The sequence below is a fragment of the Actinomadura hibisca NBRC 15177 genome (assembly GCF_001552635.1).
GTDB classification, from domain to species: Bacteria; Actinomycetota; Actinomycetes; order Streptosporangiales; family Streptosporangiaceae; genus Spirillospora; species Spirillospora hibisca.
The window spans coordinates 110,575-126,046 of the sequence record NZ_BCRO01000045.1 but is presented as its reverse complement, the minus strand read 5'-3'; the positions used below and the strand labels follow the sequence as shown (position 1 = coordinate 126,046).

The window sequence follows — 15,472 nt, the reverse complement described above, 5'->3', positions numbered from 1 at the left end:
CCGCTGCACCGACTAAGTCAGTGGGGGTCTACAGAAGCCCACCCAACCCCAAGCCCGTGCGGGTTTCCCGCACCCGACCAACAACCCCAGCCCGCGCGGGGTTGCTATAGATACTCAGCGACCCCAGCCCGTGCAGGTTTTCAGTACAGGCCCATCAACCTCAACCCCGCGCCCCGCACCCGACCAACAACCTCTAGCCCGCGCGGGGTTGCTACAGATGCCCTCAAACCCCAACCCGCGCAGGTTTTCAGTACAGGCCCACTAACCCAACCCCGCGCCCCGAACCCGACCACCAACCCCAGCCCCGCCCGGGTTGATACAGATACCCACCAACCCCACCTCACACAGGGTTGCCACACAGGCCCCGGGCCCCCGGCCGAAGAACCGCTCACACAGCCTCAGGCCCAAGGACCGTTCACACGGCGGCGTGGAGCCAGCGCACCGGTGCGCCGTCGCCGGCCCGCCGGAACGGCTCCAGTTCGTTGTCCCACGGCGTGCCCAGCAGGCGGTCGAGTTCGTGCTCCAGGTTCGTCTTGCCGACCGCCGCGTTGGCCATCACCGACCGCAGGCGGTCCTCGGGGACCATGATGTCGCCGTTGGCGCCGATGACGCCCGTGAAGACGCCGAGCGACGGGGTGAAGCTGTAGCGCACGCCGTCGCACCCGGGTGTGGGGTCCTCGGTGGCCTCGAAGCGCAGCAACTTCCAGTTCCGCAGGGCGGAGGTGATGCCCGCGGCGGTGCCCGGCTTGCCCTCCCAATGCAGTTCGGCGCGCAGCGTTCCCGGCGCGGCGGGCTGATCGGCCCACTCAAGGGAAACGGGCACGCCGAGGACACCTGCGGCCGCCCACTCGATGTGCGGGCTCAGCGCAGGTGGCGCGGAGTGGACGTAGAAAACGCCACGTGCGGTCACCGGACCTCCTGGATCTGTACCGAGGCTCGTCTTCCCCTACGGCCTCGCACACCCGAGACGGCGTCCGCGTCCCTCATTCTGCATCATGGACACCGGACACACCACCACGCGGCCGCTGTTTACCGAACCCTTGACCACGCTCCCTACCCCATTCCTGGCATTTTGTGCCATACAGCAACGATCTTTCGCGAACGTGTCGCGGCGGCGCCCGCCGACACGAGGACGGCCAGATAGGCAACGTAGTCCCCGAACCTGACGTAAGGGGTGCGGCTCGCCGGATCCGGCAGGCGCAACGTCAGCGCCACCGCGCCGCGCTCGGCGGTGTCCTGCCAGGTCAGCCGCCGTCCCCGCGCGTCGAACGCCGCCGACACGCCGGTCAGCGCGGCCTGGACGACGGGCCGTCCCGTCTCGGCGGCGCGCACCGCGCCCAACGATGCGTGCTGCGCCGGTGCCCAGCTTTTCTGGAAAGTCGAAGTCGCCGACTGGTACACGATCACCTGCGCGCCGCGCCGCACGACCGCCCGGCCGAGGTCGGGGAAGGCGGACTCGAAGCAGATCAGCGGTCCGACGGTCGTGCCGCCCGCGCGCATCGTGACGGCCCCGCTGCCGGGCACCCGGTCCTCGGCGGCGGCCGCGCTGACGCGGGCCAGCCATCCCATGCCGGAGCGGAACGGGATGTACTCCCCGAACGGCACGAGCCGCGTCTTGACGTAGCGCGCCCGCGGCCCGTTCGCGCCGATCAGGACGGTGCTCTTGGAGATGCGTCCGCCGGCGTCGCGCGCGTCCTCGTTCACCAGGAGGTCGCCGCGCGCGGCGAGGGCGGCCAGGCGCGCGGTGAGGTCGGTGCGGCGGCGCAGGTCGAAACCGACGCTGCTCTCGCCCCACACGATGAGGTCGGTGGGCGGCAGCGTGGCGGTGATGCGCTCGCCCGCGTCGAAGCGCGCGGCCGGGCCGTGGATGACGCCGGGCTGGACGAGGGCGACGCTCAGCGGCCGTCCGGGGTCGGGTTCTTCGCGCGTCGCCTGGACGGCGGGCCCCGCTCCCACCAATGCCACCGCCGCGAGGTAGCGCCAGCGCCGGGTGACGGCGACGAGCAGCACCGCCGTGTTGACCAGGACCAGCACGAACGACACGAGCCACACGCCGCCCAGCCGCGCCAGTTCCAGCGTCGCCGGGCTCCCCCACTGGCTCGCCCCCAGCACCGCCCACGGCCCGCCCAGCTTCGGCCAGGAGCGGACCAGTTCGATCACCACCCAGCCGCTCGGCAGCACCAGGAGCGCCGCCAGGGGGTGTTCAGGAACCAGCCATCGCACCGCCGCGCCCCATACGCCCCACAACGTTCCGAACACCAGCGCCACCAGCAGGAGCGCGGGTCCGATGTTCGGCAGCGTCCAGTACAGCGCAGCGAAGAGATAGCCGGTTCCGAAACACCAGCCTCGCACCGCTGGTTCGCGTCCGTTCCCGAAGCGCATCAGCGCCATGCCGGGCGCGAGCACGATCCACGCGGCCCACCCCAGATCGGCGCGCGGGAACGTCAGGATCGGTAACGCGCCTGCGGCGACGGCGAGCGCGCGCCAGCGCCACTCCGGGTTTGCGATCACATCCCCAGTAAGGCAGTCGAACGAGGTCGCTGTCGCGGAAATCCGGATCTTCCGGGCAAGAAGGCGGCCGCTACCCACGCTGCCGTCCGCCTAATCATCAGGGCTTGGGCACAGCCCGGCTCCGAGTGTGTAACCGAGAGTGGGAAGTCCGTCACGCCACGCCTAGGGTCGTCGGCCGGGGGGCCTCGGAAGGAGAACTTCAGTGGCCTTGGACAGGCTTGGGGAACCCGGCGCTCTGGTGCGCCGGGCGCGGGACGGCGACGGCGCGGCCTGGGCGCGGCTCGTCGAGGGCTACAGCGACCTGCTGTGGTCGGTGGCGCGGACGACCGGGCTGTCGAACTCCGACGCGGCGGACGCCGTCCAGACGACCTGGTTGCGGCTGGTGGAGCACCTCGACCGCATCCGCGATCCCGACGCGGTCGGCGGCTGGCTCATCAGCACGGTGCGGCACGAGAGCCTGCGCCTGGTCCGGCACCGCCCACCACCACCGGACGAGCGGCCCGCTGAACACTCGGCCACTGAGCAGGTGGTGCTGGCTCGCGAGCACGTGTGCCGGGTCGGGAGCGCGCTGCGGGCCATGCAGCCGCGCTGCCGGAACCTGCTGCGCCTGCTGGCGGCCGCGCCGAGCTACGCCGAACTGTCGGCCGTCCTGGACCTGCCCGTAGGCAGCATCGGCCCGACGCGAGCACGGTGCCTGGCCGAGCTGAGCCGGAGGTTGTCCGCGTGATCGACGACGAACTGCTCGGCCGGGTGCGCGCCGCCTTCCAGGCCGTCGATCCTGTGCCGGAGGGGGTCGTGGCGGCGGGACGCGCGGCGTTCGCCTGGCGCGTCCCGGGTGCGGGGCTGGCCGAACTGGCGGACGAGCAGGAGGAGCGCGTGCTCGCGGGCGCGCGTGGGGGCCGCGTGCGCGCCCTGACGTTCACGGGCGCGGGCGTGACGGTGGAGGTCGAGGTGCACGACACCGGGCGGGGGCGTGAGCTGACGGGACGGCTGACGCCGGCGGTCGCGGCGCGGGTGCGGCTGCGTCATGTCGGCTTGGAATCGGATGGGGCGGTGGTGGAAGCGAGTGCGAGTGGGCACTTCGTTTTCGCGCAGGTGCCTGAGGGGCTGGCGAGCCTGGTCTTCGAACTGCCCGACGCTTCGACGGTCGTGACGAGCTGGGTGCGCCTATGAACGAGGAGTCGGTGGGCCGCGATCCGGAAGCGGCATATGCGGAGGCGTTGAAGCTCGTGCGCGCGCGTACCAGCGCTGAGGAGAAAATCGCTGCGTTGCGCGTCGCGGGGGTTGCTGCCAGGGAGCTTGGGCTTCTCAACGAGGCGCTGCGGCATCTCGATAGGGCGCTTGTCCTGGCCAAGAAGCATGACTTGTCCTACGCCGTGGCCCAGGTGCGGATGAATCTCGTAGGAGTGCGCACGGCGCGCGGCGACGTCGCCTCTGCTCTGGTCGAAGCGGCGCACGCGGCGGATGTCCTTATGAGCAGGGATGCGGATGCATTAGCTGCCGAAGTCTCCTGTGCGCTGACCAGAGCGGGAAGGCTCGCGGAAGCTCGGGAAACGGCGGAGCGTCCGCTTTCCCGGCTTCGCCACGCTCGCGCTTCGATGCCGTTGGCGAAACTCCTCACCAGCCTTGGCCTGATACAGGCGTTGCAAGGCGTTCTAGGCGGCGCTGAAGCTACGCTCACCGAAGCTATGCAGGTCAGCGAAACCGCGGGGCTTCTCCATCAGCGCGCTTTCGCCGAGAGTCTTCTTGCTCTGGTCGTTTCCCGGCGTGGCGACCTTCCCAGGGCGCTGCAACTGTTCGCCTCCGCCGAACCGCGTCTCACAGGCGTGCGCGCTACGCAATGTCGTATCGAGCAAGCGGAAACTCTCATCACCGCAGGTCTCCCGCGCGAAGCCCGGCAACTGCTGACCACGGCCCTGGCCGACATCGAGGAGCACGGCTACACATGCGACCAGGCTGACGCCCTGCTTCTCCTCGCGCATGCCGAGCTGGCGGACGGCGAGCCGGAACGCGCGGCGGCCTCCGCCGAACGTGCCCGCGCCGCGTTCGCCGCCCAAGAACGCACCGGCTGGATGTTGCTGACGGAGCATCTGCTGCTGCGGACGCGATGGGCTGGCGGAGACCGTTCGGCGGTGTTCCTCAGCACGGCGACGGCCACGGCGAACCGCCTCGATCGTGGCGGCTGGACGGAGGCGGCGGCCGAAGCCCGCATCATGGCGGCCAGGATCGCGCTCGACCTGCGCAGGCCCGCCGGGCATCTGCTCGCGCCGGTGTCGGGCGTGCGCGGCCCAGCGGCGCTGCGCGCGGCGGCCTTGCACGCGACCGCACTGGAATGCCACGCCCGCCACGACACGACCGGCGCGGTGACGGCCGCGTGGTCGGGCCTCGGCGCGATCGAGGAGCACACCGAGGTCTTCGGGGCGTTGGAGCTGCGGGCGCGGACCGCTGAACTGGGCGGTGAGCTGGCGGATCTGGCGCTGCGGCTGGCGCGTTCCGCCCGCGAGTTGCTGACCGTCGAGGAACGTCGCCGTACCATCGCGCGACGTCCCCTTGCGGTGCGGCCTCCGCGCTGTCCGGATCGTGCGGCGGCGTTCGCTGAGCTGCGGACGCTCAGTGCGCAACATGCTGAGGGCGTCGCGCGAGGCCGGGCGGATTCTGCTCTGGCGGCCCGTCTGACGCGGCTGGAGGCCGAGATTCGCACCCAGTCGTTGCGCAACCCGGCACCGGCGCGGCAGGCACAGCGGCTAAAGATTCCGCAATTGGCGGCGGCTCTGGGAGACCGTGGCTTGCTGGAGTTCGTCAGGATCGGCTCCGAGCTGTATGCCGTGACGATCGCCGCTGACCGTCCTCGTCGTCACTGCCTGGGCTCTTACGGCGATGCGGCACAGGCGGTCGTCCTCGCTCATTCGGCGCTGCGGCGGCTGGCCCAGGACGAGGGTGATGGGCGGGCGCAGGAAGCTCTGTCTGAAGCTTGTGGCCGTCTGGAGCGGCTGCTGCTGGAGCCTCTTCATTCCGTGCTTGGCGAACGGGAACTCGTCGTAGCTCCTACGGGGGCACTGCACGGCCTGCCCTGGTCGGTACTGCCGTCGTTGGTCGGTCGTCCGTTGACCGTCGTTCCGTCGGCGACGGCTTGGCTTCATGCTGACAGCCGTCCGGTTTCAAGCGTTCCCGAGCGCACGCTCCTGGTGGCGGGTCCCGATCTCACTCACGCCGACTGTGAGGTGCGCGCTCTGCAACTGCTCCACGCCCATCCCCGCGTCCTCCTCGACCGGTGGGCGCGTGCCGAGACGGTGCGCGACGCCCTGAACGACGCCGACCTGGCCCACATCGTGGCGCACGGCGAGTTCCGTCCTGGCAATCCGCTCTTCTCAGCCCTCCGCCTGGCCGACGGCCCGCTGGTCGTCCACGAGCTGGAGGACCTGGACCGCGCGCCCCGCCTGGTCGTCCTGTCCGCCTGCGACATCGGCCGCGCCGAACCCGGTGACGCCGTGCTCGGCATGGTCGGCGCGCTGCTAGCCCTCGGCACCGCCACCGTCATCGCCAGCGTGGCCCCGGTCCGGGACGCGGCGACCCCGGCGTTCATGACCGCCTTCCACCGGGCCCTGCTGTCCGGCCACTCCCCGTCCCGGGCCCTGGCCGCCGTACCCCGAACGCCGGGCGTGCACGGCTTCCAGTGCTTCGGGGCGGGCTGACCTCAGTGTTCTCCCGTGGCGACCGGGTTGGCGGGGTCGGCGACCCAGTTCGACCACGAGCCCACGTAGAGGACGGCGGGCACCCCGGCGATGTTGAGGGCGAGGATCTCGTGCGCCGCCGTGACCCCCGACCCGCAGTAGGCGCCCACGTCCGCGGCGTCGGTCGCGCCGAGCTGCGCGAAACGATCGCGCAGCAGCTCCGGCGGCAGGAAGCGCCCGTCCACGCCGACGTTTCCCGAGGTGGGCGCGTTGACGGCGCCGGGGATGTGCCCCGCCACCGGGTCGATCGGCTCGGTCTCGCCCCGGTAGCGTTCGGCCGCGCGGGCGTCCAGCAGCACGCCGTCCTTGGCCAGCGCCGCCGCGCCCGCCGCGTCCAAGACGGGCAGCCGCCCCGGGCGTGCGATGAAGTCGCCCGGCTTCACGGCGGGCTCGTCCGTCGTCACCGGTTTTCCGGCCTCGGTCCACGCCCGGTGGCCGCCGTCCAGGACGCGGACGCGGTCGTGGCCGAAGAAGCGCAGCGTCCACCACACGCGCGCCGCCGCGGTCGAGTCGGCGTCGTCGTAGACCACCACCAGCCGGTCCTCGGAGACCCCGGCCCGGCGCATCGCGGCCTCGAACACCGGCGGTTCGGGCAGCGGGTGGCGGCCGGACGGTCCGGGCGGGCCCGCGACGTCGCGGTCGAGGTCCACGAAGACCGCGCCGGGCAGGTGCCCCCGGCGGTAGGACTCGACGCCGGGCGGCCCGGCCAGATGCCATCGGACGTCCAGCAGGACCGGGGGCGTCTCCTCGCGGAGCAGCCGGTCCAGGGCGGGCACATCGATGAGAGGGTGCACATCGCCAGTCTGACCCGCGGCACCCCGATTCGGGAGGGGTGAATCCTGGTTCGTCACAACCGCGCAGCGTAGCGGCCACCGGGGCGGCGGGCGCGGACGACGCTCAGTCGCGGGTGAAGGACAGCAGCGGGACGAGCTGCTCGGCCGGGACCATCGAGCCGTGCATCCCCACCATGCGGTCCAGCCACGGCTCCCGGTGGGACGCCACGATCGCCAGGTCGGTGAACGGGACGGCGACCACGTCGCCGATCCGGAGCGCCATCTCCGGATCCACCGGCCCGAACCAGCCCGCCGCGATCGCCTCGTCCCGCGAGCACACCCATGCCTGGTCGCCGAACCTGTCCCGCCACGCCGCCAGCACGTCGTCCTGCGCGCCCGGCTCGCTGTAGACGTAGCGGGCGCGGGCGTCGCCGCCCAGCAGCGCCACCCCGGCCCGCAGGTCGGGATCGGTGTCCACGTCCACGCGCTCGGTCGGATCGACCATGCCGTGGTCGGCGGTGACGTACAGCGCCGCTCCGTCCGGGAGCACCTCGGCGAGCCGCTGCGCCAGCAGGTCCACGAAGCGCAGCTGGTAGCGCCAGTCGGGCGAGGCGACGCCGTAGCGGTGGCCGGTCGCGTCCAGATCGGCGTGGTAGACGGTCACGAACGACCGGTCGCCCGCCCGCAGGGCACGTTCGGCCTGGCCGACGAGCTGCCCCATGCCGTTGGCGGACAGGTAGGACGCGCCGCGCGCGGTCGCCTGGCTCAGCCCGCTCCCCCGGTACTGGCCGAGCGAGACGTAGCCGACCGCGACGCCGTCGGCCGCCGCGCGCTCGTACACCGTCGGCACGGGCTGGAAGGTGACCGGATCGACGTCCGGGTCCTGCCATTTCAGGCAGTTCAGCAGGCGTCCGGTGCCGGGGACGGCGACCTGCACGCCCAGCAGGCCGTGCCCGCCCGGCGGCACGCCGGTGCCCAGCGACGCCAGGCTGGTCGCCGTCGTGGCGGGGAAGCCCGCTGTGAGCGGCCGTCCGGCCAGCGACGTCAGGAACGGCGCCTCGTCCGGATGGTCGCGCAGCAGCTCCCAGCCCAGCCCGTCCACGATCAGCACGCAGGCGCGCGGCAGCGCGGGCAGGCCCAGCACGCCGGTGCCGTCCGGGACGCCGAGCGCGGCCAGCACCGACGGCGTCAGGTCGGCCAGGGCCGCCTCCCCGTAGCGGGGGACGGGCGGCGCGGGCGGGCTCACCCGGTCCCGCTCGCTCGGCCGCGTCACTTCGCCGTGGCCGCCGAGAGCGCCTCCGCGAACGCCAGGACCTGGGCGACGGCGTCCGCGCCGTCGGCGGCCTCGCTGACGCGCAGCGACAGGTCGTCGGCGGTCACGCTGCCGGTGTAGCCGTGGTCGGCCTCGCAGTTCTCGTCGCCGCAGGTGGCCGGTTCGAGGTCGATGTGGGCGATGGCGCCCCACCCGATCGTCAGCACCACCTCGGTGGGCGGGGTGCCCGGCACGTAGGAGGCGGGGTCGGGGACGACCCGCGTCACCGCGACCGACTGGACCCGCTCCAGCTTGACGGCCTCGGTGGTGGTGGAGGCGTGCGCCTGCGTCATGCCCTCGCCGGGCGGGTGCTCGTCGGTGTGGCAGACCAGCAGGCGGCCGGCCGACAGCACCAGCACGGTGACATGCCGCCGCACCTCCATGGCGGGGTCGAACGTCGCCTCGTGGTGGACCACGTAGGCGATCACCCGCTCCTCGCCTATGGCCGACTCCACCGCGTCCGCGACCAGGGCCGGATAGTAACCGCTGCGCTCGATGGCCGTGCGCAACCCGTGAGCCGTCGCTCGGGTTTCCCTCATGGCCCCATCCTGCCCTGTCCCGGGCGTGCCCCGCACATGCGGGCGGCGAACATGGTCATTCCGTGTCGGCCGGGGTAGGGGAAGGGCATGGACGACAGAGATCCACTGCCTTCGCCGCCGCCGGTCCCGCCACCCACGCCCGACCCGGCGCCGCCGCCCCAGCCGCCGGTGCCGCCCGAGCCCGCACCGGGTCCCGCGCCGCAACCGCCGGGGCCGCTGCCGGTCCCGCCGGGCCCTGCGCCCGACCCGGTGCCGCCGACGCCGACGCCCGACCCCGTCCCGCCGGTGCCCGAGCCGCCGCAGCCGCCGCCGAGCTGATCGGCGCTGGTCGCGCCGCATCTTTTGGTGCGTGATGGCCAAGGATTGCCGGGGACTTGACGGGGATCTCCGGTCCTCCGGGCCCCGGAGGCCGCCGGGCCCGTTCAGCCCAGGCGGCGGGGGCCGAGTTCGGGGCGGGGGCCGCGCGGCGGCTCCAGCCGCAGGGCGACCCGCCCCACGACCGCGCCCGCCGGGCCGACCATCACGGGGGCCAGCTCCAGCCGCGCGACCTCCGGCAGGTCGTCGCCGAGCCGGGAGACGCGCAGCAGCAGGTCCTCCAGCGCCGCCACGTCGACCGGTTCGGCGCCCCGATGGCCCAGCAGCAGCGGGGCCGTGCGGATGGCGCGGGGCAGCTCGGCGGCCTCCACGTCGGTGAGCGGGGCCAGCCGGTAGGCGCGGTCGTCGAGCAGCGCCGCCGTCTCGTCGGCCAGCCCGAAGGAGATCACCGCGCCGAACGACGGGTCCTCGGTGGTGACGATCCGCACCGGCACCCCGTCGGCGGGCTGCTCGGAGACCGCGATCCCGTAGCAGCCCAGCAGCTCGACGGCCTGCTTCTCGGTGGCCTCGACGGGCTCGCCGGAACCCGCCAGCCACTCCCCCACCAGCGCGCGGGCGCGCTTGCGGTCGGCGCCGGGCAGGTCGGGGAGGCGGCCGGGCGGGCGCTGCCGCCACTGCGCGTAGCGGATGGCGTAGGCCAGCGCGCGGACGGCGTCCTCGGGTGCGGGGTAGGACGGCACCGAACCCTCGGCGGCCATGCCGTCGGGGCCGGTGACCCGCAGGTCCTGCGGCATGCCCTTGGAGCCCAGGTAGGTCGCCACGACCGGCTTGTTGCTGGCGGCGGCCAGGCGCAGGATCTTCTCCGGGACGCTCAGGTCGTAGCCGCCGATGGTGGGCGGGGTGAACAGCGCCACGACCGCGTCGACGCCGTCGTCCTCGAACACCTCGGTCAGCGCGGTCTCGTAGTCGGCGGCGACGGCGGTCGGGCCGAGGTTCACCGGCTTGCGCACGTCCAGGCCCTGCGCGACCGCGGCGTCCTGGGCGAGCAGGCCCAGCGAGTCGGAGTTGTCGATGATCGCGATGCGGTCGCCGGCGGGCAGCGGCTGGTAGGCCAGCAGCTGCGCCACGTCGAACAGCTCCGACAGGTCCTCCACCCGGATCACCCCGGCCTGCGCGAACAGCGCGCTGACCGCGTGGTCGGGCAGGCTCAGCGCGGACGCGGCGTGCCCGAGCGGGACGCCCTGGGTGCTGCGACCGCTCTTGACCGCCACGATCGGCTTGCGGCGGCTGAGGCGGCGGGCCAGGCGGGCGAACTTGCGCGGGTTGCCCAGCGACTCCAGGTAGAGCAGGACGGCCTTGGTGGCGGGGTCCTCCTCCCAGTACTGCATGAGGTCGTTGCCGGACACGTCGGCGCGGTTGCCCGCCGACACGAACGTCGACAGGCCGAGGCCGCGCTCGGCGGTGCGCTGGAGGATCGCGATGCCGAGCGCGCCGGACTGCGAGAAGAACCCGACCGGGCCCCGGCCCGGCATGGTCGGCGCGAGGGTGGCGTTCAGGCGCACCTCGGGATCGGTGTTGGCGATGCCCAGGCAGTTGGGGCCGACCACGCGCATCCCGTAGGCGCGCGCGAGGCGGACCAGCTCCTCCTGGCGGGCGCGGCCCTCGGGGCCGGTCTCGCCGAAGCCCGACGACACCACGATCAGGCCGCGCACGCCCTTGCCCGCGCACTGCTCGACGACCTCGTGGACGGCCGGGGCCCGCACGGCGACGACCGCGAGGTCCACGTCGTCGGGGATGTCCAGGACCGACGCGTAGGCGCGGACGCCCGCCACCGCCGTGGCGGTCGGGTGCACCGGGTAGACCGGGCCGGTGAAGTCGCCGCCCAGCAGGTTGCGCAGCACGGTCTGGCCGACGCTGTGCTCGGCGCGGCTGGCGCCGATCACCGCGACCGACTGCGGGAACAACAACCGCTGGATCGAGCGCGACTCGGCGCGGTGCTCGCGGGCGGCCGTCACCTCCACCGAGGTCTCGGTGGGCTCCAGATCCAGCACGAGCTCGATCACCCCGTCCTCGAAGCGCTGCTCGGCGCGGTAGCCGGCCTCCCGAAAGACCCGCGCCATGCGGCGGTTGTCGGGAAGGACGCTGGCCACGAACCGGTGCAGGCCCCGCTCCCGGGCGGCGGCGGCGATGTGTTCGAGCAGGACGGCCCCGAGGCCGCGGCCCTGGTGGGCGTCCTCGACCAGGAAGGCGACCTCGGCCGTGCCCGGCTGGCCGGGCAGCCGGTCGTAGCGCACGACGGCCACCATGTCGCCGCCGATCGTGGCGATCAGCGCGACGCGGGCGTCGTGGTCGACGGTGGTGAGGTGGGCGATCTCCCGGTCGCTCAGCGTGGGGCGCGGGGAGAAGAACCGGTAGTAGATCGACTCGGGCGACAGCCGCGCGTAGAAGACCCGCAGCAGGTCGGCGTCCTCGCTGCGGATGGGGCGCAGGTGGGCCGTGCCGCCGTCGGCCAGGACGACGTCGGCCTCCCACTGGTCCGGATACCGCTCGCTCACGTACCCGAGGGTAAGGCACGCGGTCCGCGCTCCCGCCGCGGGGAAAGCCGCAGGGAAAAACCGCCGTCCCCGGCTTTCGCTGCGCGTTCGAGACCTCATCGGGGGTCAAGAGCTGTTACGGTCGAGCGTACGCCCAGTATGCCGCTCACGCGGGCCGTGTTGATCGAGGTGATGACTCCCATGACGCGCGTGGTCGTGGTTGGCGACTTGATGACCGACACCGTGGCGCGTGCCGCCTATCCCTTGGCCAAGGGCAGCGACACGCCGGCCGCGGTGACCACCCACGGCGGCGGCTCCGGCGCCAACGTGGCCTCCTGGCTCGCCCTGGGAGGGACCGACGTCGCCTTCGTGGGCCGTCGCGGCTCCGACATCGCGGGCCGCAACCGGGACATGGAGCTGATGGGGTACGGCGTGGACGCCCGCCTCGTCATGGACGGCGAGCGCCCCACCGGCACCTGCGTGGTCCTGGTCACCCACAAGGGCGACCGCACCATGTTGTCGGACCCGGGGGCCAACGCCGCCCTGCTGCCCGAGGACATCGAGCGGTGCAAGGACCTGTTCACCCAGGGCACGCACCTGCACATGTCGGGCTACGCCCTGATCAACGAGGGCTCCCGCAAGGCCGCGATCCACACCCTGGAGCTGGCCCGCAAGGCCCAGATGTCGATCTCGGTGGACGGCGGCTCCTCCTCCCCGCTCAAGCGCATGGGCGCCGAGCCCTTCCTGGAGTGGACGCAGGGCGCGCGGCTGCTGGTGGTCAACGCCGACGAGGCCGAGGTCCTCACCGGCCGCGACACCCCCGACCAGGCCGCCAAGGTGCTCACCGCCTGGTACCCGCAGGTCGTGATCATGACGGGCGCCGACGGGGCCCTGTGGTACACCAACGGCCGCCCCGAGCCGGTCACCGTGCCGGCCGAGCCCGTCGACAAGATCGTCGACGGCACCGGCGCGGGCGACGCCTTCGTGGCGGGCTTCCTGCCGGTCTGGCTGGACGGCGAGCCCCCAGCCAAGGCGCTGACGGCGGGCTGCCACCTGGCCGCCCAGGCGATGCAGCACCTGGGCGCCCGCCCGTCCCTGGACGTGGTGGACAACCAGATCAAGAACTGACGGCGTATTTTTGGAAGTCCCGGCCCAGGGGCACTCGCCTGGCGGCTCGCGCCCCTGACCGTGCCTTTGCGAGTGCCAATCGCTTCGCGATCTGGCCCGGCGGGGGCTCGCCTTCGGCCTCGCCCCCGCCGGGCCAGGTCGGGCACTCGCGTGACGGCTGAGGTCGGTGCTTGCCCGGCAGGAGCCTTACGAGGGGCGAATGTCCTTTTACTGCGCCCTTGGTGTGGGCGAGCGGGTTCCTCCTTGTCGCTGCCAGTTGGGAACGGCTAGGACCGCTGGCAGGAGTCATGCGAGGGAGGAGCGCCCTCTGGACTTGCCTTTAGGCGAGGGGCGAGGGGGGCGGGGACTCCGCCTCGGCGCTGTCAGTTGGGCACGGCTAGGACCAGGGGTAGGACGGCGGTGGCTCCGGCCTCGCGTAGCAGGCGCGCCGCCACCGTCATCGTCCAGCCTGTCTCGATCCGGTCGTCCACCAGCAGGACCGGGCCCGGGTTCTGTTGGAGCGCGGCCGTCACCTCCTCCGGCACCGCGAACGTGTGCCATACCGAGCGCAGGCGCTGCGCGCTGTTGTGGCGGCGTGGTGCCGGCTCGCCCAGCGGCACCAGCTCGCCCAGGTAGGGCAGGCGGCCGATCTCCGAGATGCGGTGCGCCAGGCTCGTGACCAGGCGGGGGCGGGTCCGGGAGCCCACGCTGACCACGGCGGACGGGCGCTGCTCCCAGTCCCAGGCCGACAACACCTTGACCACCGCGTCGAACATGTCGGGCGTGATCTCGTCGTCGGGGGCCGACTCGGCGAGGACCTGGCGCAGGCGGTTGCCCCAGCCGATGTCGGTCAGGCGGCCCAGGGCCCGGCCCGGCTCCGCCAGGGCGGAGGCGGCGATGCGGCCGCCCACGCCCAGGTCGTCCTTGACGCCGGTCGGCCACATGCGGCGCGGCGCGACGTCCACACCGGGGCGGCGCAGCCGGTCGCGGGCCTGGGCGGCGCTCTGCTCATTGACGTCGGCGGCCCAGTGGCGGCCGGTGCAGTTGTCGCAACGACCGCAGGGCGCGGCCGCCGGGTCGTCGAGCTGGCGGCGCAGGAACTCCTCGCGGCAGCCGGTGGCGGCGATGTAGTCGAGCATCGCCTGCTGCTCGCGCGTGCGCTCGGCGGCGACGCGGGCGTAGCGCTCGCGGTCGTAGGCCCAGTCCTGGCCGGTGGCGGTCCAGCCGCCCTTGACGCGGCGCACCGCGCCGTCGACGTCCAGGACCTTCAACATCATCTCCAGGCGGGAGCGGTTGAGGTCCACGCGCGGCTCCAGCGCGCCGGTGGACAGCGGGCGGCCCGCCGCCTCCAGCTCGGCCAGCGTCGCGCGCACGACCGGCTCGGGCGGGAAGGCCAGGCTGGCGAAGTAGGCCCAGATGTCGCGGTCCTCCGGGCCGGGCAGCAGGATCACCTCGGCGCGGTCGACGCCGCGGCCCGCGCGGCCGATCTGCTGGTAGTAGGCGACCGGCGACTGGGGCGCGCCCACGTGCACGATGAAGCCGAGGTCGGGCTTGTCGAAGCCCATGCCGAGGGCGCTGGTCGCGATGAGGGCCTTCAGCTTGTTGTCCTGGAGGTCACGCTCGGCCTGGAGGCGCTCGGCGGGCTCGGTCTGGCCCGAGTAGGCGGCGACGGCGTAGCCGCGGTCGGTGAGGTAGCTCGCGATCTCGTGGGCGGCGGCGACGGTGAGGGTGTAGACGATGCCCGAGCCCGGCAGCTCGTCCAGGCGCTCGGCGAGCCAGGCGATGCGCTGCTCGGCCGACGGCAGGCGCACCACGGCCAGGTGCAGCGAGTCGCGTTCGAGGACGCCGCGCAGCACCAGCGTGTCGTCGGCGGCGAGCTGCTCGGCGACGTCGGCGGTGACGCGGGCGTTGGCGGTGGCGGTGGTGGCCAGGACCGGGATGCCGGGCGGCAGGTCGGCCAGCAGGGTGCGCAGGCGGCGGTAGTCGGGCCGGAAGTCGTGGCCCCAGTCGGAGATGCAGTGCGCCTCGTCCACCACGACCAGGCCCGCCCCGGCGGCCAGCTTGGGCAGGACCTGGTCGCGGAAGTCGGGGTTGTTCAGGCGTTCGGGGCTGACCAGCAGCACGTCCACCGCCCCGGCCTCGACCTCGGCGAACACCCGGTCCCAGTCGTCGGTGTTGGCGGAGTTGATCGTGTGGGCGCGGATGCCGGCCCGCGCGGCGGCGTCGATCTGGTTGCGCATCAGCGCCAGCAGCGGCGAGACGATCACGGTGGGCCCGGCGCCCCGCTCGCGCAGCAGCCGGGTGGCCACGAAGTAGACCGCCGACTTGCCCCACCCGGTGCGCTGGACGACCAGCGCGCGCCGCCGCTCGACCACCAGCGCGTGGATCGCGGTCCACTGGTCGTCGCGCAGCTTCGCGTGGTCGCCGGCGAGGGCGCGCAGGGTGCCTTCGGCCTCGTCCCGCAGTGCGGTGTCCGGCAGTGCAGTGCTCATGGGTCCTTGCTATCAGTCCGGGACGACAGGTCGGGAAACAGAATCCTGTTCTGTGGATAACGTCGCCCGTTCCCCTCCGAAACCGGTGGTGTGGAAAAGGACACCCGGATCCCGGGATAGGGACCGGTGGCTCGCGGGTAGCCTGCGAGCAAGATCGG

At 73.0% G+C, this 15,472-nt stretch carries 12 protein-coding genes; 5 read left to right on the top strand and 7 right to left on the bottom strand.

Translation table 11 applies throughout. From position 1 onward, the window contains the following. Positions 1–415: 415 nt before the first annotated feature. Entirely contained in the window at positions 416–910 is a 495-nt protein-coding gene (locus AH6_RS22705; protein WP_067483072.1) for a DUF3145 domain-containing protein, read from the bottom strand. Positions 911–1,053: 143 nt separating this feature from the next. Further along, on the bottom strand, positions 1,054–2,511 hold the full coding sequence (gene lnt, locus AH6_RS22700; RefSeq protein ID WP_067483070.1) for an apolipoprotein N-acyltransferase: 1,458 nt from the start codon (positions 2,509–2,511) through the stop codon (positions 1,054–1,056). 202 nt (positions 2,512–2,713) lie between these two features. On the opposite strand from lnt, the gene AH6_RS22695 reads away from it, so the two are divergent. From AH6_RS22695 to AH6_RS22685, 3 genes are read left to right on the top strand one after another with little or no spacing between them, the layout of a single operon-like run. Then, positions 2,714–3,238, top strand: coding sequence for an RNA polymerase sigma factor (locus tag AH6_RS22695; RefSeq protein ID WP_218005909.1), 525 nt, complete (start codon positions 2,714–2,716; stop codon positions 3,236–3,238). Then, entirely contained in the window at positions 3,235–3,684 is a 450-nt protein-coding gene (locus tag AH6_RS22690) for a hypothetical protein (RefSeq protein WP_067483068.1), read from the top strand. Before AH6_RS22695 ends, AH6_RS22690 begins: the two co-directional genes overlap by 4 nt. After that, the gene (locus AH6_RS22685) at positions 3,681–6,203 is read left to right on the top strand and encodes a CHAT domain-containing protein (protein WP_245679424.1); all 2,523 of its coding nucleotides are present in this window, start codon (positions 3,681–3,683) and stop codon (positions 6,201–6,203) included. The genes AH6_RS22690 and AH6_RS22685 overlap by 4 nt, the downstream gene beginning before the upstream one ends. 2 nt (positions 6,204–6,205) lie before the next feature. Here AH6_RS22685 and AH6_RS22680 read toward each other — a convergent pair whose 3' ends face one another. The 3 genes from AH6_RS22680 to AH6_RS22670 all read right to left on the bottom strand — a co-directional run bounded on the left by AH6_RS22680 (position 6,206) and on the right by AH6_RS22670 (position 8,866). Next, on the bottom strand, positions 6,206–7,036 hold the full coding sequence (locus AH6_RS22680; RefSeq protein WP_067483066.1) for a sulfurtransferase: 831 nt from the start codon (positions 7,034–7,036) through the stop codon (positions 6,206–6,208). A gap of 103 nt (positions 7,037–7,139) precedes the next feature. After that, the gene (locus tag AH6_RS22675) at positions 7,140–8,261 is read right to left on the bottom strand and encodes an alkaline phosphatase family protein (RefSeq protein ID WP_083983348.1); all 1,122 of its coding nucleotides are present in this window, start codon (positions 8,259–8,261) and stop codon (positions 7,140–7,142) included. A 23-nt stretch (positions 8,262–8,284) separates the two neighbouring features. After that, a complete protein-coding gene (locus AH6_RS22670) occupies positions 8,285–8,866 on the bottom strand; it encodes a DUF5998 family protein (protein ID WP_067483062.1) in 582 nt (193 codons plus the stop codon). Between the two features lie 87 nt (positions 8,867–8,953). Between AH6_RS22670 and AH6_RS42640 the strand changes: the two genes are divergently transcribed. Then, positions 8,954–9,184 (top strand): hypothetical protein, encoded by a 231-nt coding sequence (locus AH6_RS42640; protein WP_083983344.1) that lies wholly within the window; start codon positions 8,954–8,956, stop codon positions 9,182–9,184. A gap of 104 nt (positions 9,185–9,288) precedes the next feature. Here the strand turns inward: AH6_RS42640 and AH6_RS22665 are convergent, their stop codons facing one another. After that, positions 9,289–11,736, bottom strand: coding sequence for a bifunctional acetate--CoA ligase family protein/GNAT family N-acetyltransferase (locus AH6_RS22665; RefSeq protein ID WP_067483060.1), 2,448 nt, complete (start codon positions 11,734–11,736; stop codon positions 9,289–9,291). A gap of 180 nt (positions 11,737–11,916) precedes the next feature. On the opposite strand from AH6_RS22665, the gene AH6_RS22660 reads away from it, so the two are divergent. Next, on the top strand, positions 11,917–12,843 hold the full coding sequence (locus AH6_RS22660) for a carbohydrate kinase family protein (RefSeq protein WP_067483107.1): 927 nt from the start codon (positions 11,917–11,919) through the stop codon (positions 12,841–12,843). A gap of 362 nt (positions 12,844–13,205) precedes the next feature. On the opposite strand, the gene AH6_RS22655 is transcribed toward AH6_RS22660, so the two are convergent. Beyond that, positions 13,206–15,314, bottom strand: coding sequence for a RecQ family ATP-dependent DNA helicase (locus AH6_RS22655; RefSeq protein WP_067483058.1), 2,109 nt, complete (start codon positions 15,312–15,314; stop codon positions 13,206–13,208). Positions 15,315–15,472: the final 158 nt, after the last annotated feature.

Excerpts from the sequence above, each read along its gene's own strand:
- AH6_RS22685 (WP_245679424.1), top strand. The coding sequence starts at position 3,681 with ATGAACGAGGAGTCGGTGGGCCGCGATCCGGAAGCGGCATATGCGGAG.
- AH6_RS22670 (WP_067483062.1), bottom strand. The coding sequence starts at position 8,866 with ATGAGGGAAACCCGAGCGACGGCTCACGGGTTGCGCACGGCCATCGAG.
- AH6_RS42640 (WP_083983344.1), top strand. The coding sequence starts at position 8,954 with ATGGACGACAGAGATCCACTGCCTTCGCCGCCGCCGGTCCCGCCACCC.
- AH6_RS22660 (WP_067483107.1), top strand. The coding sequence starts at position 11,917 with ATGACGCGCGTGGTCGTGGTTGGCGACTTGATGACCGACACCGTGGCG.
- AH6_RS22655 (WP_067483058.1), bottom strand. The coding sequence starts at position 15,314 with ATGAGCACTGCACTGCCGGACACCGCACTGCGGGACGAGGCCGAAGGC.